The following is a 19,562-nucleotide window of genomic DNA, read 5'->3' as shown; positions in this document are numbered from 1 at the left end:
CCCGGGCGGAGTCGCAGCCGATCAGTATGCGTCGGACCTACCGCGGGAGTGCTTCAGTCGCGCGACCGCCGCTTCCGAGCCGCGCGCCATGAGCGTCACGTCAGCGGCGACGAAGACGAAGGATGCGCCGCGGGCGATGCAGCGGTCGGCGTCGGCCTCCGCGAAGGTGTTGACGCCGACGGGCTTGCCCGCAGCCCGCACCGCATCGATCGTCGCGTCGACCGCATCCACCACCGCCTGCTCCGAGGGACGCCCAGGGTGACCCATCGATCCCGCGAGATCCGCGGGGCCGATGAACACCGTATCCACCCCGTCGACCGCTGCGATCTCGGCCGCGTTCGCGACGCCCGCGGCGGTCTCGATCTGCACGGTCACCGACACGTGCGCATCCGCATCCTGCACATAGCCCGCGATGCGGCCCCAGCGCGACGAGCGGGCGAGAGCCGAGCCGATGCCGCGAGTGCCCGCGCGAGCGTCCTCGCCGCCCGGGTAGCGGGCTGCGCGGACGGCAGCCTCGGCATCCGCCGCCGTCGAGATCATCGGCACGAGCAGGTTCTGCGCGCCGAGATCGAGCGCCTGCTTGATGATGACGGGGTCGTTCCACGGCACGCGGATGATCGTCGTCACCGGGTATGCGGCGGCCGCCTGCAGGATCGGCAGCATCTCGGAGATCGAGATCGGTCCGTGCTCGCCGTCGACGAGCAGCAGGTCGGCGCCGGAGCCGGCCATGATCTCGGCGGCGACGGAGCTGCCGGATGCGTTCCACAGGCCCACGAGCGGAGCCTGCGCCGCGGCGAGCGCGTCGCGGAAGGTGCTCACCGGAACGTCACCGCGACGGTGCCCATGTCCTGGAAGTGGACGGTGACGACGTCACCGGGCTGCACCCACACCGGACGCGTGAAGGAGCCGGCGAGGATGAGCTCGCCCGCCTCGAGCCGGTCGCCGTGCTGGGCGAGCTTGCCCGCGAGCCATGAGACGCCGTTGGCGGGGTGCCCGAGTACGCCGCCGGAGACACCGGTCTCGATGATCTCGCCGTTCACGAGGCAGTGCGCCCCGACCCACGCGAGGTTCCGCTCGCGCGGGCCGACCTCGACGTCGCCGACGACGATCGCGCCGAGCGCCGCATTGTCGCTGATCGTGTCGACGATCGTGCGGCCCTCGAGCTCGATGTGCGAGTCGAGGATCTCGAGCGCCGGCACGACGACCTCGGTCGCGTCGAGCACCTGCTCGACGGTGAGGCCCTCGCCCTCGAGGGGCGAGCGCAGCACGAAGGCGAGCTCCACCTCGACGCGCACGTTCGACCACTGCGCGTGCTCGACCGTGTCGCCGGAGCGGTAGGCCTGGTCGGCGAAGATGACGCCGTAGTCGGGCTCTGCGATGCCGGTCGCGAACTGCATCGCCTTGCTCGTCAGGCCGATCTTGCGGCCGACCAGCCGGGCTCCGGCCTCCTCGCGGCGCGCGCGCCAGATGCGCTGCACCGCGTAGGAGTCCTCGATCGTCGCCTCGGGGAAGCGGGTCGAGATCCTCTCGATCGTGCCGCGCGAGCGTGTGGCCTCGGCGAGCTCGTCCGCGATCCGCGTCACGGTCGCGTCGTCGAGGCCCCGCCCGGGCCCGGATCCGGCGGACCCAGACTGCACAGGACCGGCCGTCACAGCTGGTGTCCGAGCTTGAAGCCCTTCGCCGCCTCGCCGCGATACGTGCCGTCATCGTCGCCGGCGCGCGTGTAGGAGAAGCCGTCGGCCCCGATCGTGACCTCCAGCTCGCTGGAGTCGGTGCGCTCGACGACCTCGACGAGGTTGCCGTCGAGGTCGAGCACCGGCGATGCCTCGGTGTACCAGGAGGGCACGACTGGGTTGCCCCACCAGTCGCGGCGCTGGTTGTCGTGCACGTCCCACGTGATGACGGGGTTGTCGGGGTCGCCGGTCCAGTAGTCCTGCGTGTAGATCTCGACGCGGTGCCCGTCGGGGTCGGTGATGTAGAGGTAGAACGCGTTGGACACGCCGTGGCGGCCCGGGCCGCGCTCGATGTGGTCGGACATCCGGAGCGCGCCGAGCTTGTCGCAGATCTGGATGATGTTGTGCTTCTCGTGCGTCGAGAACGCGATGTGGTGCATGCGCGGGCCGTTCCCGCCCGTGAGCGCCGTGTCGTGCACGGTGCCCTTCCGCTGCATCCACGCGGCGTAGGTGACGCCCTGGTCGTCCTGGATGTCCTCGGTGACGCGGAAGCCGAGGTCCTCGAGGTACTTGCGGCCGCGCGGCACGTCAGGGGTGACCTGGTTGAAGTGGTCGAGGCGCACGAGCTCGCCCGCCGAGATCAGGTCGTAGCGCTGGTGCAGGCGCTCGGCGTGCTCGGTGGCGTAGAAGAACTCGTACGGGAAGCCCAGCGGGTCCTCGACGCGCACGCTGTCGCCGAAGCCCTTCTGGAAGCCGTCGGCACGACGCTCGGTGCGGCAGCCGAGCTCCCGGTAGTAGGCCTCGGCGCGGTCGACGTCCTCGGGGGTGCGCACCCGGTAGGCGAACGCGGCCACCGCCGCGACCGGCCCCTTGCGCAGCACGAGGTTGTGGTGGATGAACTCCTCGAACGACCGCAGGTAGATCGCCTCGTCGTCCTCCTCGGTCACGTGCAGGCCGAGGATGTCGACGTAGAAGCGACGGCTCGCCTCGAGGTCGGTGACCACGAGGTCCATCGCCGCGCAGCGGATGATGTCGGGTGCGGGGACACCGGGCTTTGGGATCTCGGGCTTCGGGATCTCGGGCTTGGGGATCTCGTTCATGGGTGCTGCTCCTTCGAAGTGTGCGGGGGTGTCAGGCGGATGCGCCGAAGCGGGTGGTGTGGACGTCGCCGAGCGTGATGTGCACGGCCTGCTGGTCGCTGTAGAAGTCGAGCGAGCGGTAGCCGCCCTCGTGGCCGAGGCCGGACGCCTTCACGCCGCCGAACGGGCTGCGCAGGTCGCGCACGTTGTGGCTGTTGAGCCACACCATGCCCGCTTCCACGTTCTGCGAGAACAGGTGCGCGCGCTTGAGGTTGTTCGTCCAGATGTAGGCGGCCAGGCCGTAGCGGGTGTTGTTCGCGAGCTCGAGCGCCTCCTCGTCGGAGTCGAACGGGGTGATCGAGACGACCGGGCCGAAGATCTCCTCCTGGAAGATGCGCGCATCCGGCGCCACATCGGCGAACACGGTCGGGGCGACGTAGTTGCCCTCCGGCAGGCCCTCGGGGCGGCCGCCGCCGGCGAGCAGTCGGCCCTCCTGCTTGCCGAGCTCGACGTAGGACATCACCTTGTCGAAGTGCTCGGGGTGCACGAGCGCGCCCACTTCGGTCTTGGGGTCGTGCGGGTCGCCGACGACGATGTTCTTCGCCCGCTCGGCGTAGCGCTCGAGGAACTCCTCGTAGATCGAGCGCTCGACCAGGATGCGGCTGCCGGCGGTGCAGCGCTCGCCGTTCAGCGAGAAGACGCCGAAGAGCGTCGAGTCGATCGCGGCGTCGAGGTCGGCGTCGGCGAAGACGACGGCCGGGCTCTTGCCGCCGAGCTCCATCGAGAGCGCCTTCAGGTGCGGCGCGGAGTTGCCGAAGATGAGCTTGCCGGTGCTCGACTCGCCCGTGAACGAGATGAGCGGCACGTCGGGGTGCTTGACGAGCGCGTCGCCGGCGGTCTCGCCGAAGCCGTTGACGAGGTTGAACACGCCCTTGGGCAGCTCGGCCTCCTCGAAGATGCCGGCCCAGAGCGAGGCCGACAGCGGCGTGAACTCGGCGGGCTTCAGCACCACCGTGCAGCCGGAGGCCAGCGCGGGGCCGAGCTTCCACGACTCGAGCATGAAGGGCGTGTTCCAGGGGGTGATCAGGCCTGCGACGCCCTTGGGCTTGCGGTTGACGTAGTTGACCTGGCTGCCGGGCACCTTGTAGGTGTCGTCGCGGCCGGCGACGATGAGGTCGGCGAAGAAGCGGAAGTTCTCGGCCGCGCGCTGCGCCTGGCCCCTCGCCTGCGTGATCGGCAGGCCGGAATCCCAGGACTCGAGCTGCGCGAGCTCCTGGTCGCGCGACTCGACGATGTCGGCGATGCGGCTGAGGATGCGGGCGCGCTCGCGGTTCTTCATGCGCGGCCAGGGGCCCTCGTGGAAGGCGCGCGTGGCGGCGGCCACGGCGAGGTCGATGTCGGCCTGCTTGCCGGAGGCGGCGACGGTGTAGTCCTCGTTCGTCACCGGGTTCAGCACGCCGAACGTGTCGCCGTCGACGGAAGGCACGCGCTCGCCGTCGATGTAGTGGGGGATCAGGTCGGGGATGCCTGCGGGCTGGTTCGCCATGGTGGCTCCTTACGGTCGGTTCTGGCTGGTGTCTGCGTGCGAGCGGTGGAAGTAGGCGTCGGGCGTCGCGAGCCGGTGGGCGCGCACGGCGAGCTCGATGCTCCGCGGGTCGGAGCCCTCCTCGATGAGGCCGAGGATCGCCTCGTGCTCGTCGACGGAGGGTAGTGCGCGGCTGGGCACGAAGGAGAAGGTCGACTGACGCAGTCGGGCGAGGCGCTTCCAGCACGTGTCGATCACGTCGCCGAGGACGGCGTTGGGCGAGACGTCGCTGAGCCGCCGGTGGAAGGCCTCGTTGAGGGCGGTGAACTTGACCGGGTCGAAGGCCGCCAGTGACTCGCGCATCTGCTCGTTGATCGCGCGCGCCTCATCGACATCGCTCTTCGAGTAGAGGCCGGCGGCGAGCGAGATGGCGGCGCCCTCGACGAACGAGAGCGTCTCCATCGTGTCGTGGTACTCGAGCTCGTCGATCTCGGCCACCCGGGCGCCGATGTTGCGCTCGAAGGTGACGAGGCCCTCGGCCTCCAGTCGTCGGATGGCCTCGCGCACGGGCACGACGCTCATGTCGAGCTCGCGGCCGATCGCGTCGAGCACCAGGCGGTAGCCGGGGGAGTAGCTGCCGTCGACGATGCGGTCGTGGAGCAGCTGGTAGGCGCGCTGCGACTTCGACGGCGCGGTGGCGCCAGCGGTTTTGGCGACCTCGGCCGCCTTGGCGCGCGTGGGGCTCATCGCTCGTCCGCCGCCGGCGCGGAGCCCTGCGTCGCCTCATACTTCGCGCGCCACTGGGCGTTCATCGGGAAGAGCCCGTCGAGGCGCTCACCGGCATCCATCTGCTGCGCGATGTACTCCTCGGCGCGCTCTGCCTCGATGCACTCGGCGACGAGCTCGCGCACCAGCGCGGGCGGGATGACGAGCACGCCGTCGCCGTCGGCGACGATGACGTCGCCGGGCTGCACGGTCGCGCCCCCGCAGGCGACGGTCTCGTCGAAGCTCCACGGCACGTGCAGCCGCCCGAGCACCGCGGGGTGGCCGCCGCCGTGGTAGGTCGGCACGCCGATCTCGGTGACGACGTCGAGGTCGCGCACGCCGCCGTCGGTGATGATGCCGGCTGCGCCGAGGTGGCGGGCGCGCAGGGCGAGGATGTCGCCGAGCGTGCCGGAGCGGTTGTCGCCGCGCGCCTCGATGACGACGACGTCGCCCTCGTGCAGATCGTCGAAGAGGCGCTTCTGCGCGTTGTAGCCGCCGCCGTGGCTCTTGAACAGATCCTCGCGGTTGGGCACGTAGCGCAGCGTGCGCGCCGTGCCGACGATGCGCTTGCCCGGCTGCGTCGAGCGCAGGCCGTCGATCGAGACGTTGTTGAGCCCGCGCTTGCGCAGCGCGGAGGAGATGGTCGCCAGGGCGATGGTCGAGAGCTGCTCGCGCAGCTCGTCGTCGAGCACCGGTGCGGCCGCCTCCTGGAACTCGGAGATCGGGCGACCGGATGCGTCGGCCCACTGCTCGGGCGTCGGCTTCGGCTGTGCGGAGTACGCCGGCAGCTGCTGCTCACCCACCCGCACGGTGGAGGTGAGGCGGCCGGTGGAGACCTGCTCGCCGCGCAGCGTCGTGGCGGTGACCTCGACCTCGACGGACTGGCCGGGGGAGAAGGTGGAGGCGTTCGCGGGCGTGCCGGTGAGGATGACGTCGCCGGGCTCGAGCGTGACGAGCTGTGAGAGATCGCTCACGATCTGCGCGAGCGAGAAGATCAGGGTGGAGGTCGAATCCGCCTGCACGAGCTCGCCGTCGAGCCAGGTGCGCACCTCGATGGCGTTCGGGTCGAGCTGCGCGGCATCCAGCAGCTTCGGGCCGATCGGGGTGAAGCCGTCGCCGCCCTTGGAGCGGATGTTCGAGCCCTTGTCGACCCAGCGCAGGTCGAACACGCCCAGATCGTTCGATGCGGTGACGTACGCGACGTGACCCCACGCATCCGCTTCACTCACAGCGCGGGCAGCGGAGCCGATCACGACGGCGATCTCGCCCTCGAAGCCGAAGATCTCGGTGCCTGCGGGAGCGACGACCTCGCCACCGAGGGAGAGGGAGGTGGCGGGCTTGAGGAAGTAGCCGGGGGCCTCGGGGGTGCGGCCCTTCTGGGCGGCACGGGCGCGGTAGCCGATGTGCATCGCGAAGATCTTCGGGGGCCGGGAGCCGAGCAGCTGCCAAGCGTCGACTGCGGCCTGAGGGGCGCCCGTATCGGGCTGCGACGATGCATCCATGCGGGCATCGTATACGATTCCGAATCTCATCTGCAAGGGGGTGACCGGTCCCGCGACGACACGCCTGGGACAGCCCCCTTGACCGTCGTGCATGAAATCGTATATGTTCCATCCAGTCCCGGGCCGAGCGGCCCTCTTCCTGACAAAGGAGTCAGCGTGTCCCACAGCACGACTCACACCAGCGCACGCGAGCGCAACAAGGTCCTCGCCGCTGTCGTCGTCGGCACCACCATCGAGTGGTACGACTTCTTCATCTACGCCTTCATGGCGAACCTGGTCTTCGCGCAGCTCTTCTTCGAGCCGGCCGGCGCGCAGCTCGGCCAGATCATCTCGCTGGTGTCGATCGGCATCTCGTTCCTGTTCCGACCGCTCGGCGCCTTCCTCGCCGGCCACTTCGGCGACAAGGTCGGCCGCCGCCCGATGCTCGTCATCACGCTGCTGCTGATGGGCGCGTCGACCACGCTCGTCGGCGCACTGCCCACCTACGAGGCGATCGGCATCCTGGCGCCGATCCTCCTGATGCTGCTGCGCATCCTGCAGGGCCTCTCGGCCGGCGGCGAGTGGGGCGGTGCCGTGCTCATGGCCATCGAGCACGCCCCGTCGAACCGCCGCGGCCTCTACGGCTCCTTCGTGCAGGCGGGCGTGCCGATCGGCATGCTGCTGGCGACGGGCATCCTGGCTGCCATCCGTGCGATGTTCCCCGGTGACTCGTTCCTCGAGGTCGGCTGGCGCATCCCGTTCTTCATCTCGATCATCCTCGTGCTGGTCGGCTTTATCGTGCGCCGCTCGGTCGACGAGTCGCCCGTGTTCCAGGAGATCAAGCAGACGGCGCAGCAGGAGTCCGCGCCGATCATCCAGGTCTTCAAGAAGTACGGCGCGATCGTCGCGTTCGCCGCGATGGTCTTCATGGCCAACAACGCCACCGGGTACATGACCACCGGCGGCTACGTGCAGGGCCTGGCATCGCGCCCGGTCGACGGCACCCCGCCCGGCTACGGCTTCGACCCGGTGGGCGTGCAGCTGGCGGCGTTCGCCGGCTCGCTGTCGTGGCTCGTGTTCACGTTCGTCGCGGGTTGGCTGTCGGACCGCATCGGCCGCAAGACGCTCTACCTCATCGGCTGGGCGACCCTCGCCGCGGGCATCGTGCCGCTGTTCACGCTCGTGCAGACCGGTGTCGCCGGTGTCGCGTGGGCGACGATCATCCTGGGCGTCGGCCTCGGCCTCACCTACGGTGCGCAGGCCGCCTGGTACGCGGAGTCGTTCCCGGCCTCGATCCGCTACTCGGGCGTCTCGATCGCCTACGCGATCGGTGCAGTGATCGGTGGCGCGTTCGCACCGACCATCGCGCAGGCGCTGCTCAACGCGACCGGCTCGACGTGGGCGATCGTCGGCTACCTGCTGGCGACGGTCGTGATCTCGGTCATCGGGACGCTGCTGATGAAGGACCGCACCGGTGTGCCGCTCTCGATCGAGTACGAGCACTCGGGCCACTGGGAGACCTTCCGTCGCGGCGACGCGTACGAGGAGCTCTCGCCGGTCGACGCCGAGGCGCACGCCGCCGCCGAGCGCCCGAAGGCCTGATCGGTCGCTTCGCCGCGCAGACGGGTCCCGCTTCGGCCGGGCCCGTCTCGCGTTGCGCCGGGGTCAGTCGACGACAGTCGCGTCGTCGAGCGGCGTGCCGCGCTCGTAGGGGCCGAAGAACAGATCGGCGCCGTCCTCGGTGAGCGCAGCGCCGGTCGCGCGCACGCCGTCGAAACCGCTGAGGGTCGCGAACCGCAGCCGCGCGGGGGCTTCATCGGGATCGGCGATCTCGAGCGCCCAGTCGCCGTCGCCGCCCACGATTGCAGGATCGGCGATGACCACGCGCATCATGCCGCTGTGACCGGTGAGCGTCACCGTGCCGCGGAACGCGAGGTCGCCGGCGGCGGGGAAGCGGAACCCGCCCTCGACCTCCTCGGCACCGCCGGCGAGCGTCACAGCGCCGTCGGGCATGCCTCGCACGTAGCCGAGCAGGGAGGCCTTGATGCCCCAGCGCAGGGCGCTCATCGGGGCTGCGGCCAGGGCAGCGACCTGGCGTAGTCGATGAGCGCTCGGGCGCGTGCGGTGGGAGCCGGAGTGGCCGGCCAGATGACATCGACGCCCACCGGCGCGACCGGCGGCGCGATCTCCTTCATCGCCACAGGATAGCCCTCGTAGCTCGCCGGATTGGCGGGCCGCTGCACCAGGATGCCGTAGCCGAGGCCGCGCCCCACCAGCGCCCGCACTGCCTCGTAGCTCTGCACCCGGTGGCGCACTCGCGGCGCGAGCCCGCGGGCGGCGAACAGCGACATCGTGTGCTCGCTCGAGGGCGGCGCGTCGAGCAGGATCAGGTCGCGCTCGACGAGCTCGTCGAGGCGCACCGAGTCGGCGCTCGCGAGCGGGTCATCACCGGCGACCACGACGTGCGCGGGCAGCTCGAAGAGCTTCGCGCGCTGCGGCTCGCCGGGGATGAGCGTGTCGTAGACGAAGGCCACATCGACCTGCCCAGCCTCGAGCCGGCCCTGCAGGCGGTCGTGGGTGGCCTCGAGGATCGCGAGCTCCACACGCGGGTGGGCGCGCCCGAACCCCTGCAGCAGGGCGGGCAGGATCGTGGGCGCGAGCGTCGGGTAGCAGCCGATGGTGACGGGCCCGACGAGCTCGCCCGGGGCGCCGCGCAGCGACGCCTCGAGCTCGCGGGACGACGCGAGCAGCGCGCGGGCGCGAGCGACGACATCCGCCCCCGTGCTCGTCAGCGTCAGGCCCCTCGCGCGACGGCGCACCGTCAGCGGCGTGCCGAGGCCGCGCTCGAGCTCGGTGATCGCCTCGGAGACCGCCGAAGGGGAGGCGTGCAGCCGCGCGGCGGCGGCGGCGATCGTCCCCTCGTCGGCGGCGCAGACCAGGAAGGAGAGCTGCCGGAGCGTGAAGGCGGGCGCTTCCAAGCGTTCGATCATCGGTTCCTCCGATGTTGATGTGTCGATAAATCCGCTTTCCCAACGGTAGCGGGCGCGGGCACACTGAGATCGTGCGCGATGGATGCGCACCGACCACGAGGATGTGTGTGCCATGCCGAGCAAGGAAGCTCCCGTCGCCGACTGGGTGACGATCCCGGACCTCTACAGCGACCCGTTCCCGATCTACGAGCGCCTGCGCGCCGAGGGCGGCGTGCACTGGGTGCCGGCGGTCGGGCGCTACCTCGTCTCGTCGTACCAGGCGGTGCACGAGACCGAGCTCGACCAGACGACCTTCTCGGCCAACGAGCAGGGCTCGCTGCAGATCCGGGCGATGGGGCACTCGATGCTGCGCCGCGACGACCCCGAGCACTACCTCGAGCGCAGGGCCTGGCAGCCGACGCTGCGGCCGGGCGTCGTCAAGCGCCACTGGCGGGGCGTGTTCGAGCAGACCGCCGAGCGCTACCTCGAGGAGATGCTCGCGAAGGGCAGCGCCGCCGATCTGATCTGGGACTTCGCCGCCCCGTTCGCGGCCGAGAGCCTGCGCCAGATCATCGGCCTGCACAACGCCACGCAGCAGGATCTGCAGCGCTGGTCGCAGACCCTGATCGACGCGACCGGCAACTACGCCGACGACCCTGCGGTGTGGGCGAAGGGCAAGCGCTCCTTCGACGAGGTCGACGCGGTGCTCGACGAGATGCTGCCGTGGCACGCGGCCAACCCGAACGAGTCGCTGCTGTCGCAGCTGCTGCGCATCCCGGGCTACGAGATGCCGATGGAGCGCATCCGCGCGAACGTCAAGATGACGATCGGCGGCGGGCTCAACGAGCCGCGCGATGTGCTCGGCGTCGCCGCCTGGGGGCTGCTGTCGCACCCCGAGCAGCGCCGCGCCGTCGAGGCCGACCCGAGCCTGTGGCATGCGGCGTTCGACGAGACGCTCCGCTGGATCGCCCCGATCGGGCTCTACTCCCGCCAGACGACCCGCGAGGTCGACCTGACCGGTGTGCGGCTGCCCGCCGGGGCACGACTGGGCATCTGCATCCTCTCGGCGAACCGCGACGAGCGCGTCTGGGACGACGCGTCCGCCTTCGACATCCGCCGCGAGGTGAAGCCGCACCTGGCCTTCAGCAAGGGCGTGCACGTGTGCCTCGGCGCCTGGGTCGCGCGCTCGGAGATCGCCGATGTGGCGCTGCCGATGCTCTTCGGGCGACTGCAGGGGCTGGAGCTGGTGCCGGAGGACCCTGCGGAGATCGGCGGATGGGTCTTCCGCGGCATGCTCAAGCTGCCGGTGCGCTGGTCGTCGGTGACGTCAGGCGCCGCCGCTGCCACGACCGCGCCGACTGCCGCGGTGCGGGCGGGCGGGCCCGCGCCCCGGATCGGCATCGTCGGCTCGGGACCGGCTGGCTCGTTCACCGCGCAGGCGTTGCGCCGGCGGCTGCCGGCCGCCGAGATCGACGTGCTCGACGCACTGCCGGTGCCGTACGGGCTGATCCGTTCGGGCGTCGCCGCCGACCATGGCGGCACGAAGTCGGTCGCGCGGCAGTTCGACCGGCTCTTCCTGCACGAGGGCGTGCGCTTCCGCGGCAACCTGCGCGTCGACAACGGTGCGCGCGAGGGGGCCGTCTCGATCGACCGGCTGCGCTCGGCGTACGACGCGGTCGTGCTCGCCTCGGGGCTCCGGCTCGACCGGCCGCTCGGCATCCCGGGCTGTGAGCTGGGCGGTGTGCACGGCGCCGGCCGCATCACCCGGCTGCTGAACGCGCACCCGGACGAGCCCGCCGCGCCGTCGCTCGGCACGACGACGCTCGTGGTCGGGCACGGGAACGTCGCGATGGATGTCGTGCGGCTGCTGGCCCGCGACGAGGCGGAGCTCGACGGCACCGACGTCGACGACGACGCCCGGCGCGCGCTCGCCTCCGAGCTGCGCACCATCCACGTCGTCGGCCGCAGCGCGCCGACGGCCGCGAAGTTCGACCCCGTGATGGTGCGCGAGCTCGCCGGCCTCTCCGGCGTCGCCCATCGCGTGCACGGCGCCGACCTGGGGCTCGTCGAGCCCGGCAAGGACGCCCGGCTCGACGCGGTGCGGCTGCTCGACGAGACGCGCCCGCAACTGCCGCGCATCACGGTCCACTGGTGGTTCGGGCTCACGCCCGAGCGGCTCGTGGGCGACGGCTCGGTCGAGCACATGGTGTTCGCCGGCACCGCTGCCGACGCCGAGGTCTCGATCCCGACCGACTCGGTGGTGACCGCGGTCGGCTTCGCCGGCGACGCCGAGACGCTCGCGGTGCCCGGCGCCCATCAGGACGGCCGAGTGGAGGCGGGCCTCTACACCGCCGGCTGGCTGCGGCGCGGCCCGCGCGGCACCATCCCCGACCAGCGCACCGACGCGCGCGAGCTCGCCCGCACGATCGCCGAGGACCTCGAGACCGGTGCAGTCGCGATCGGCGCGCCGGGCCTGCCGGCGATCACCGGCGAGACCGGCTTCGACGGCTGGCGCCGCATCGACGTGCGCGAGCAGCTGGGCGCCGCGCCTGGCCGCTCGCGCGCGAAGCTGCGCGGCGTCGCGGCGCTGCTCGAGGCGGCCGCCGACGAGACGATCCCGCTGCCGGAGATCGAGGCAGAGACGGATGCGACCGGTGACGGCGGTGCGCCGGTCACGGTGCTGTTCGGCACCGAGTCGGGCGGCGCGGAGCTGGTCGCCGAGGAGCTGCGTCGCACGCTCGCGCACCGCGCCGACGTGGTGGTGCAGGATCTTGCCGACATCGCGCCCGACGACCTGGACGCATCCCGCCTGCACCTGGTGGTGTGCGCGACCTACGGCGACGGCGAGGTGCCGACGAGCGCCCGACCCTTCCACCGGGCGCTGGCAGCGCGGCCGGATCTCGCGGGGCTGCGCTACGCCGTGTTCGGCATGGGCGACCGCAGCTACACGAAGACCTACTCGCGCGGCTCGGAGCTCATCGACGAGGCGCTCGCCACGTGCGGTGCGATCCGGGTCGGCGAGTACGGCCGGCACGACGCGGGCGGGCCGGTGCCGGCGGCCGAGGCAGCAGTGGACTGGGCCGACGGCGTGCTCACCGAGGCGCTCACGCCGGTCGCGACGGTGTAGCGGCGCGGCGGCTCAGCCCTCGGCCATCGGCTGCTTCGGCAGTCGCTTCACCCGCGCCCGGCGCTTCGGGCGGGCCGGGATCATCGAGCGCATCTCCTCCAGCCGGCCGAAGCACAGCAGCCGGTCCTCGGCCTGCAGCACCTCGCGCCCCTTGGGGTTCGGGATCACCGCGGTGCCGCGGTGCAGCGTCAGCACCGTGATGTCGCGATCCCACAGGCCCGACTCCTTGATGCTCAGCCCGACCAGGTCGGCATCGCCGTGCACCTCGAGCTCGGCCACGCCGAAGCCGGTCGAGACGCTCAGGCGCTCGCGCACGTCGATCTGCGGGAAGGCGACCTGGTTGCCGATGTAGTCGATGATCGCGCCGGCGATGTCGAGGTTCGTCGCGAGCTCGATGCCCTCGAGACCGGGGGAGGAGTTGACCTCCATCACGAGCGGCCCGTCGTTGCCCTCGAGCATGTCGACGCCCGCGACCTTGAGGCCCATGATCTGCGCCGCGCGCACCGCGACCCGCTCGTACTCCGGCTCGAGCGCGACCGCCTCGACGGTGCCGCCCCGATGCACGTTCGAGCGGAACTCGTCGCCGACGGCGGTGCGGCGCATCGCACCGACCACCCGGTCGCCCACCACCAGGGCGCGGATGTCGCGGCCCTTGCTCTCCTGCACGAAGTGCTGGATGAGCACCTGCTGCCTCGTGCTCTGGAGCGTCTCGATGATCGCCTCCGCCACCTTGATCGAGGGCGCCAGGATCACGCCGATGCCCTGCGTGCCCTCGAGCAGCTTCAGCACCACGGGCGCCCCGCCGACGCGCTCGATCGCGGGGATCACGTCAGCCCGGTTGCGCACGAACGCCGTCTCGGGCATCCCGATGTCGTGCCGTGCCAGGATCTGCGTCGCGCGCAGCTTGTCGCGCGAGTTGCTGATGCCGTTGGCGGTGTTGGGCGTGTAGACGTCCATCTGCTCGAACTGCCGCACGACCGCGGTGCCGAAGTAGGTGATCGAGTTGCCGATGCGCGGCAGCACCGCGTCGTAGTCGCGCAGGTGCTTGCCGCGGAAGAGCAGATCGGGCGCGCCGCCGGAGAGGTCGATGGCGAAGCGCAGCGTGTTCAGCACCTTGACGTCGTGGCCGCGCTCGACCGCGGCCGCGCGCAGGCGCCGCGTGCTGTACGAGCGCGGTGCGCGGGAGAGGATCGCGAGCCGCACGAGGGCACCTGCCTTTCCTGGTTGGATTGCCGCATGGGCAGAGACCATCCAAGCACCCCGGCGACCGCCGGCTGGCGCGAATGGGTCGCACTGCCGGCGCTCGGGGTGCCGCACGTGAAGGCCAAGCTCGACACCGGTGCCCGCACGAGCGCGCTGCACGCCTTCGACCTCGAGGAGCTCACGCGCGACGGCGCCGACTGGGTGCGGTTCGCCGTGCACCCGTGGCAGCGCTCGAAGGCCGACGAGGCGGTCGTCGAGTGCCCCGTGCACGATCGCAGGCGCGTGCGCTCGTCGACCGGCCACGAGCAGGAGCGCATCGTCATCCGCACGGCGATCGCGCTGCTGGGGCGCTCGGTGACGACCGAGGTGACGCTCACGCGCCGCGATGAGATGGGGTTCCGGATGCTCGTGGGGCGAGAGGCGCTGCGGCAGGGGTTCCTGGTGGATTCGGCCGCGTCGTATTTGGGCGGCCGCCCGCCCCGCGGGGTGCGGCTTCGCAATCGGGGGCGCAGTGGCGCGTGAGTCGTTCGCGATCGGCGCGGTGCGGGTGCGCGCCGGTCAGGCGAAGAGCGTCGAGCTGCCGATCACCAAGCTCGTCACCGGCGGCGACGTCTCGCTGCCGGTGCGGGTCGTGCACGGCCGCGAGCCCGGGCCGGCGGTCTGGCTCGACGCGGCGATCCACGGCGACGAGGTGCTCGGCGTCGAGGTCGTGCGGCAGGTGCTCGCCCTGGTCACGCCACGCACGCTGCGCGGCACGCTGCTGGCGGTGCCGGTCGTCAACGTGCTCGGCTTCATGACCGGCGATCGGTACCTGCCCGACCGGCGCGACCTCAACCGCTCGTTCCCGGGCGCGGCGCGAGGCTCGCTCGCGAGCCGCATCGCTCACCTGCTGATGACCGAGGTGGTCGCCAAGTGCGACGTCGGCATCGACCTGCACACCGGCGCCGACCACCGCGACAACCTGCCGCAGATCCGTGCCGATCTCGACCACCCCGAGACACGCAGGCTCGCGGAGGCGTTCGCCGCCCCGGTGATGCTGCACGCGAAGCTGCGCGACGGCTCGCTGCGCCAGGCCGCGCGCGAGGCGGGCGCCATCGCCCTGCTCTACGAGGCGGGCGAGGCGCTGCGCTTCGGCGCCGAGCCGATCGCGGCCGGCGTCGACGGCGTGCTGCGAGTGCTCGCCGCGCTCGACATGATCGACGACGCGCCCGAGCCCGCGGTCGCACCTGCCGAGAGCCGCGAGAGCGGCTGGGTGCGGGCCCGCGGCACCGGCATCCTGCACCTCGACGTCGAGCTCGGCGAGCGGGTGGAGGCCGGCGCCAGGCTCGGCAGGGTGGCGGATGCGTTCGGCACGGCCGGCCGCATCGTGCGTGCCGATCGGGCCGGCATCGTCATCGGCCTCACCCGTGCCCCGATCGTGCACGCGGGTGATGCCGTCGCGCACATCGCGGTGCCGGTGGCGCTCGAGGCCTGAGCTCAGCCCAGCAGACCGAGCGCGCCCGTCACGATCAGCGCCGCTCCGCCGAGCACCGACAGCGCGATGATCGACCAGCGCACCACGGTGGGCTTGACGAGGTGCGCGAGGCGATTGCCGAGCAGCACGCCCCCGACCACCGGAATGCCGAGCACCAGCCACGCCCACAGCGGCCAGTCGGGGCTGCCCTCGGGCGCCACGAACGGCCGGATGGCGACGATCACGCCGCTGACGATCACCCAGAACGGCTGCATGGTGGCGACGAAGGTGCGGTCCTGCCAGCCGGAGAGCAGCGTGTAGACGCCGAGCGCGGGTGCGCCCATGCCGACGCTCGCGTTCAGCACGCCGATCGTCGCGCCGGTCACCACCCGCAGCGCCGGCCCGTCGTGCGAGCGCTCGGCGCTCGTGAAGGCGACCGTGATGACGACGCCTGCCATGGCGATGACGCCGACGGCGATGCGCAGCACGTCGGTGTCGAGCCCCTTCGCCAGCAGCAGCCCCGGCACCATGAGCGCGATCGCGGGCACGGCGAGCCAGAGCAGTCGCTTCCAGTCGATGTCGTGCCACACCTTCGGCAGGATCACGATGCAGGCGATCGCGCCGTAGAGGTTCACGACCAGCACCGCCGCGAGCGGACCGGCGACGAGCGCGACCGCGGGGGTGACGACGAGCCCCCAGCCCATGCCGATCATGCGCTGGCCGGCGGCGCCGATCAGCACGGCCACCAGCGCGACGACGAAGGAGACGAGATCCATGCGCGGCGACCCGCTAGCGCAGGTCGGCCTCGATCGCCCTGGCGGCCCGCAGCACGGCGGCGCCCAGCGCCTGCGCATCCGGCTCGCCGACCGTGACCACCGCGACCGACGCATCCGTCGTGCCGCGCGCCCTGATCGGGGCGCCGACCGAGGTGATGCCCTGGATCACCTCGTTCGCGCTCACCGCGAAGCCCTGCGCGTGCACGTCGGCGACGGCCGGGTGCATGGGCTCGTCGTGGCCGAGCTCGCGCCACGCTGCCTCGCTCAGCATGGCCTGCAGGGCGATGCCGGGCGCGCCGAGCGCGATCGGGTGACGGTGGCCGGGATGCTGGGCGACGGATGCGTTGACGCCGCGGGGCACGGCCGTCACGAGGGTGACGGCGTCGTCGCCGTCGCGCACGGTCAGGAAGGCGGTCGCGCCGAGCTCATCGGCGAGCTGCTGGAGGTGGGTGAGCGAGGCCGACTGCAGGTCGTGCTCGACGTCGCGGGCGAGGATGACCAGCTGCGGGCCGAGCGAGAGCATGCCGCCGCTGTCGCGCACGACCAGGCGGTGCTCCTCGAGGGTGCGCACGAGGCGGTAGGCGACCGAGCGGTGGACGCCCAGCAGCGCTGCCAGCGACTGGATCGACTGGCTGCCGTGGTCGGCCAGCAGCGACAGGGCGGTGAGCCCGCGGGAGAGTGTCTGCGAGCCGCTGGTCTCGGGCTTGCCCGCAGCGCTCTCGGGCTTCGCCGTGGTCTCGGGCATCGTCGCTCGCTCTCGTCACCATCGCGCCCGCGGGCCGTTCGGCTGCGGACTCATGATCGAGCATAGAACAGCGCGTTCAGATAGTGGAACCTGCGGGCGCACTCGTCATGCGGTGCCGGCGATGCCCGCGATCCCCGTCGCGATCACCGCTGCGCCGCCGATCAGCGAGAGCACCACGATCGTCCAGCGTGCGACGCTCGGCGAGATGCGGTGGGCGATGCGATGCGCGAACACCGTGCCGGCGGCAGCCGCCGCGCCCGAGCCCAGCCACGCCCACCACGGCCACTGCGGGAAGCCCTCGGGCACAAGCACTGCGCGCTGCCCGAGCGTGACGAGGTTGAGGATGACCCAGAACGGCTGCATGGTCGCGGCGAGCACGCGCGCATCCCAGCGGCTCACGAGCGCGTACGCGCCCACGAGCGGCGCGCCGACGCCGACGGCGGCGTTGAAGCCGCCGATCGCGACGCCGGAGACGAGCCGCGTGGTCGCGCCGTCGAGCGTGTGCGAGGTGCGGGTGAAGGCGACGGAGACCAGCACGCCCGCGATCGCGACGATGCCGATCGTGATGCGCAGCGCATCCGTCGACACCACGCGCGCCAGTAGCAGTCCCGCGACGCTCGCGGGGATCGCTGGCACCAGCAGCCAGGCCATGCGGCGCCAGTCGATGTCGCGCCAGACCCCGGGCAGCATGAGGGTGCAGGCGACGACCGCGAAGATGCAGTTGAGCGGCACCGCGGCGATCGGGCCGGCGACGATCGCCGAGACCGGGCCCATGACAAGCCCGAAGCCCAGGCCGATGACGCGCTGCGCGACGGTCGCGACGAAGAGGGCCGCCGCGTAGAGCAGCAGCGTGACGGGATCGATCACGCGACGGGGGCAGTCGCCCGCGCGCGATCAGCGCGGCGAGTCAGAGCTCGATCGCGTCGCCGGGGGAGAGGCGGTGGTGCTCGCCGCCGCCCTCGCCGACCGCGCCCTCGATGCGCGCGTGCGCCATGGCCAGGCCCATCTCCGACAGCGGGGCGTCGTGCACGGCGAAGGTCATCTTCGGCGCGACCTCGGTCACGAAGTCCATCACCTCGCCGATCTTCAGCCAGGGCGCGCCGGCGGGGGTCGCGAGCAGCTCGACCGGCACGTCGGGCACCGCGTAGGAGTCGCCCGGGTAGTAGAAGCGCTCGTTCACGAGCACGCCGAGGTTGTCGACCAGCGGGATCGAGCGGTGGATCTCGGCGTGTGTGCCGCCGAAGAAGCGCAGCCGGAAGGGGCTGGCGGTGACCCGCTCGCCCGCCTCGACGACCGTCACGTCGAAGCCTTCTGCGGCCTCGGCGACGCCGGCGGGGCCGTAGATCGGCACGTTCGGGTTGCTGGCGCGGAGGGTGGCGAGGTGCTCGGCATCCCAGTGGTCGGCGTGCTCGTGCGTGATCACGATCGCGACGAGTCCCGGCGCCGAGATCGGGCCGGTCTGGTTGCCCGGGTCGATGACGAGGCTCTGCCCCTCGTCGCCGAGGATCATGCACGCGTGCTCTCGCTTGGTCACTCGCATGCCAGCCACGATATCGGCCGCGCGCCCGAGGGGTCGAGTCGCGCGTGTCCGGCGGTCCGGCGCGGCGCTCGCCGCGGCGGCGGCGGCCGTAGGCTCAGACGGTGCAGGTCGTCGTCGCCTCCAACCCCACTGCGCGCTTCGGCCGCGCCGCGCCGGTGGGCGCGATCGTGGCCGCCCGCATCGCCGACCTGGGCCATGCGGTGCAGCACATCGCCGCGGTCGACTACGCCGGCCAGCTGGAGCAGACGCGCTTCGCGATGATCGGGGCGGATGTGCTGGTCGTCGTGGGCGGGGACGGCATGGTGCACCTGGCGGCCAACATCGTCGGCGGCACGTCCAAGCGGCTGATCATCGTGCCCAGCGGCAGCGGCAACGACTTCGCGAAGACCCTCGGACTCGGTTCGACCGAGCAGGTGGTCGCCTCGTTGGAGGCGCTGCTGGCCGCCGAGCCCGACCGCATCGACCTGGTGCGCATCGAGCATCCCGACGGCGTCGCGCTGGCCGCCGGCATCGTCTCGGTGGGCTTCGACGCCGACGTCAACGTGCGCTCGTTCGGCTTCACCCGGGTGCCGAGCCGGCTGCGCTACCAGGCCGCCATCCTCGCCACCGTGCTGCGGCCGAGGCACCGCAGCTTCCAGGTGCGGCTCGACGGCGGAGAGGCGCGCACCTGGCGCACGCTGGTGGCCGCGATCGCCAACAACCGCATCTTCGGCGGCGGCATCCCCATCGCGCCGGGGGCCGATGTGCGGGACGGTCGGCTGACGGCGGTGTTCGCCGACGAGCTCTCCTACCCGCGCTTCCTGTGGCTGCTCGGCAAGGTGCTGCGCGGCCGCCACGAGGCCGATCCGCGCGTGCACGTGGTCGAGTGCGAGACGGCCGAGCTGGCGAGCGGCGAGACCGTGATCGTGTGCGCGGACGGCGAGATCGTCGGGCGCCTGCCGGTGCGCTGCAGCGTCATGCCGGGGGCGCTGCGGGTGCTGCGCATCCGCTGATCGCGAGCGCGCCGCCGCCGATTTGGCGCACGGGCAGATCGTGTGGCAAACTATCCAGGTTGCAAACGCAAGTGAAGCGACAAGGCCCCATCGTATAGCGGCCTAGTACGCCGCCCTCTCACGGCGGTAACGCGGGTTCGAATCCCGCTGGGGTCACAGCAAAAGAGCCCCCGGTCCACAGACCGGGGGCTCTTCGCATGCGCGGGCAAGGATCCCGCGGGCAGACCGCGCGCT

At 71.8% G+C, this 19,562-nt stretch carries 18 protein-coding genes and 1 tRNA gene; 6 read left to right on the top strand and 13 right to left on the bottom strand.

The features are described 5' to 3' along the window. Positions 1 to 21: 21 nt before the first annotated feature. From J1M46_RS07270 to J1M46_RS07245, 6 genes are all read right to left on the bottom strand, one after another. On the bottom strand, positions 22 to 819 hold the full coding sequence (locus J1M46_RS07270) for an aldolase/citrate lyase family protein (RefSeq protein ID WP_206447207.1): 798 nt from the start codon (positions 817 to 819) through the stop codon (positions 22 to 24). Then, a complete protein-coding gene (locus tag J1M46_RS07265) occupies positions 816 to 1,583 on the bottom strand; it encodes a 2-keto-4-pentenoate hydratase (protein ID WP_342384310.1) in 768 nt (255 codons plus the stop codon). Before J1M46_RS07265 ends, J1M46_RS07270 begins: the two co-directional genes overlap by 4 nt. 65 nt (positions 1,584 to 1,648) lie before the next feature. Further along, positions 1,649 to 2,773 (bottom strand): 3,4-dihydroxyphenylacetate 2,3-dioxygenase, encoded by a 1,125-nt coding sequence (gene hpaD / locus J1M46_RS07260; protein ID WP_206447205.1) that lies wholly within the window; start codon positions 2,771 to 2,773, stop codon positions 1,649 to 1,651. 31 nt (positions 2,774 to 2,804) lie between these two features. Beyond that, positions 2,805 to 4,298 carry a 5-carboxymethyl-2-hydroxymuconate semialdehyde dehydrogenase gene (hpaE, locus tag J1M46_RS07255; RefSeq protein ID WP_206447204.1) on the bottom strand — a complete coding sequence of 498 codons (1,494 nt, stop codon included), beginning with the start codon at positions 4,296 to 4,298 and terminating at the stop codon, positions 2,805 to 2,807. 9 nt (positions 4,299 to 4,307) lie between these two features. Further along, positions 4,308 to 5,024 carry a GntR family transcriptional regulator gene (locus J1M46_RS07250; protein ID WP_206447203.1) on the bottom strand — a complete coding sequence of 239 codons (717 nt, stop codon included), beginning with the start codon at positions 5,022 to 5,024 and terminating at the stop codon, positions 4,308 to 4,310. Next, positions 5,021 to 6,544: a fumarylacetoacetate hydrolase family protein gene (locus J1M46_RS07245; RefSeq protein WP_206447202.1), complete on the bottom strand. Its 1,524-nt coding sequence runs from the start codon at positions 6,542 to 6,544 to the stop codon at positions 5,021 to 5,023. The genes J1M46_RS07250 and J1M46_RS07245 overlap by 4 nt, the downstream gene beginning before the upstream one ends. Positions 6,545 to 6,700: 156 nt before the next feature. Here J1M46_RS07245 and J1M46_RS07240 point away from each other — a divergent pair, with 156 nt between their 5' ends. Beyond that, positions 6,701 to 8,125, top strand: a complete 1,425-nt coding sequence (locus J1M46_RS07240; RefSeq protein WP_342384309.1) for an MFS transporter — start codon at positions 6,701 to 6,703, stop codon at positions 8,123 to 8,125. Positions 8,126 to 8,188: 63 nt separating this feature from the next. Here the strand turns inward: J1M46_RS07240 and J1M46_RS07235 are convergent, their stop codons facing one another. Together J1M46_RS07235 and J1M46_RS07230 are read right to left on the bottom strand one after the other, a co-directional pair. Next, a complete protein-coding gene (locus tag J1M46_RS07235) occupies positions 8,189 to 8,590 on the bottom strand; it encodes an HtaA domain-containing protein (protein ID WP_206447201.1) in 402 nt (133 codons plus the stop codon). Then, complete coding sequence (locus J1M46_RS07230; RefSeq protein WP_206447200.1) at positions 8,587 to 9,513, bottom strand: LysR substrate-binding domain-containing protein; 927 nt, start codon at positions 9,511 to 9,513, stop codon at positions 8,587 to 8,589. The genes J1M46_RS07235 and J1M46_RS07230 overlap by 4 nt, the downstream gene beginning before the upstream one ends. Before the next feature lie 112 nt (positions 9,514 to 9,625). On the opposite strand from J1M46_RS07230, the gene J1M46_RS07225 reads away from it, so the two are divergent. Further along, complete coding sequence (locus J1M46_RS07225; protein ID WP_206447199.1) at positions 9,626 to 12,619, top strand: cytochrome P450; 2,994 nt, start codon at positions 9,626 to 9,628, stop codon at positions 12,617 to 12,619. Between the two features lie 12 nt (positions 12,620 to 12,631). On the opposite strand, the gene J1M46_RS07220 is transcribed toward J1M46_RS07225, so the two are convergent. Further along, positions 12,632 to 13,822, bottom strand: a complete 1,191-nt coding sequence (locus J1M46_RS07220) for a RimK family alpha-L-glutamate ligase (RefSeq protein ID WP_206447198.1) — start codon at positions 13,820 to 13,822, stop codon at positions 12,632 to 12,634. 33 nt (positions 13,823 to 13,855) lie between these two features. Between J1M46_RS07220 and J1M46_RS07215 the strand changes: the two genes are divergently transcribed. Together J1M46_RS07215 and J1M46_RS07210 are read left to right on the top strand one after the other, a co-directional pair. Beyond that, positions 13,856 to 14,344, top strand: coding sequence for an ATP-dependent zinc protease family protein (locus J1M46_RS07215; RefSeq protein ID WP_206447197.1), 489 nt, complete (start codon positions 13,856 to 13,858; stop codon positions 14,342 to 14,344). Next, entirely contained in the window at positions 14,334 to 15,296 is a 963-nt protein-coding gene (locus tag J1M46_RS07210) for a succinylglutamate desuccinylase/aspartoacylase domain-containing protein (protein ID WP_206447196.1), read from the top strand. Before J1M46_RS07215 ends, J1M46_RS07210 begins: the two co-directional genes overlap by 11 nt. Positions 15,297 to 15,298: 2 nt before the next feature. Here J1M46_RS07210 and J1M46_RS07205 read toward each other — a convergent pair whose 3' ends face one another. The 4 genes from J1M46_RS07205 to J1M46_RS07190 all read right to left on the bottom strand — a co-directional run bounded on the left by J1M46_RS07205 (position 15,299) and on the right by J1M46_RS07190 (position 18,336). Beyond that, positions 15,299 to 16,051: a sulfite exporter TauE/SafE family protein gene (locus tag J1M46_RS07205; protein WP_206447195.1), complete on the bottom strand. Its 753-nt coding sequence runs from the start codon at positions 16,049 to 16,051 to the stop codon at positions 15,299 to 15,301. A gap of 13 nt (positions 16,052 to 16,064) precedes the next feature. Next, the gene (locus tag J1M46_RS07200) at positions 16,065 to 16,796 is read right to left on the bottom strand and encodes an IclR family transcriptional regulator (protein ID WP_206447194.1); all 732 of its coding nucleotides are present in this window, start codon (positions 16,794 to 16,796) and stop codon (positions 16,065 to 16,067) included. Between the two features lie 105 nt (positions 16,797 to 16,901). Beyond that, complete coding sequence (locus J1M46_RS07195) at positions 16,902 to 17,663, bottom strand: TSUP family transporter (protein WP_206447193.1); 762 nt, start codon at positions 17,661 to 17,663, stop codon at positions 16,902 to 16,904. A 40-nt stretch (positions 17,664 to 17,703) separates the two neighbouring features. Continuing rightward, positions 17,704 to 18,336, bottom strand: coding sequence for an MBL fold metallo-hydrolase (locus tag J1M46_RS07190; RefSeq protein WP_206447192.1), 633 nt, complete (start codon positions 18,334 to 18,336; stop codon positions 17,704 to 17,706). A gap of 101 nt (positions 18,337 to 18,437) precedes the next feature. Between J1M46_RS07190 and J1M46_RS07185 the strand changes: the two genes are divergently transcribed. Beyond that, positions 18,438 to 19,328, top strand: a complete 891-nt coding sequence (locus tag J1M46_RS07185) for a diacylglycerol kinase family protein (RefSeq protein ID WP_206447191.1) — start codon at positions 18,438 to 18,440, stop codon at positions 19,326 to 19,328. A gap of 83 nt (positions 19,329 to 19,411) precedes the next feature. Next, a tRNA-Glu gene (locus J1M46_RS07180) sits at positions 19,412 to 19,484 on the top strand. The last annotated feature ends 78 nt before the right edge of the window (positions 19,485 to 19,562 follow it).

Origin of the sequence: Agrococcus sp. KRD186, assembly GCF_017168255.1 — a bacterium.
Lineage (GTDB): Bacteria > Actinomycetota > Actinomycetes > Actinomycetales > Microbacteriaceae > Agrococcus.
The sequence above is the reverse complement of the archived record's forward strand: the minus strand, read 5'-3'. Positions and strand labels throughout refer to the sequence as shown.

What these genes read in the sequence shown, in the direction of transcription:
- J1M46_RS07230 (WP_206447200.1), bottom strand. Translation starts at nt 9,513, where the DNA reads ATGATCGAACGCTTGGAAGCGCCCGCCTTCACGCTCCGGCAGCTCTCC.
- J1M46_RS07225 (WP_206447199.1), top strand. Translation starts at nt 9,626, where the DNA reads ATGCCGAGCAAGGAAGCTCCCGTCGCCGACTGGGTGACGATCCCGGAC.
- hpaD (WP_206447205.1), bottom strand. Translation starts at nt 2,773, where the DNA reads ATGAACGAGATCCCCAAGCCCGAGATCCCGAAGCCCGAGATCCCAAAG.
- J1M46_RS07235 (WP_206447201.1), bottom strand. Translation starts at nt 8,590, where the DNA reads ATGAGCGCCCTGCGCTGGGGCATCAAGGCCTCCCTGCTCGGCTACGTG.
- J1M46_RS07250 (WP_206447203.1), bottom strand. Translation starts at nt 5,024, where the DNA reads ATGAGCCCCACGCGCGCCAAGGCGGCCGAGGTCGCCAAAACCGCTGGC.
- J1M46_RS07200 (WP_206447194.1), bottom strand. Translation starts at nt 16,796, where the DNA reads ATGCCCGAGACCACGGCGAAGCCCGAGAGCGCTGCGGGCAAGCCCGAG.
- J1M46_RS07215 (WP_206447197.1), top strand. Translation starts at nt 13,856, where the DNA reads ATGGGCAGAGACCATCCAAGCACCCCGGCGACCGCCGGCTGGCGCGAA.
- hpaE (WP_206447204.1), bottom strand. Translation starts at nt 4,298, where the DNA reads ATGGCGAACCAGCCCGCAGGCATCCCCGACCTGATCCCCCACTACATC.
- J1M46_RS07205 (WP_206447195.1), bottom strand. Translation starts at nt 16,051, where the DNA reads ATGGATCTCGTCTCCTTCGTCGTCGCGCTGGTGGCCGTGCTGATCGGC.
- J1M46_RS07190 (WP_206447192.1), bottom strand. Translation starts at nt 18,336, where the DNA reads ATGCGAGTGACCAAGCGAGAGCACGCGTGCATGATCCTCGGCGACGAG.
- J1M46_RS07245 (WP_206447202.1), bottom strand. Translation starts at nt 6,544, where the DNA reads ATGGATGCATCGTCGCAGCCCGATACGGGCGCCCCTCAGGCCGCAGTC.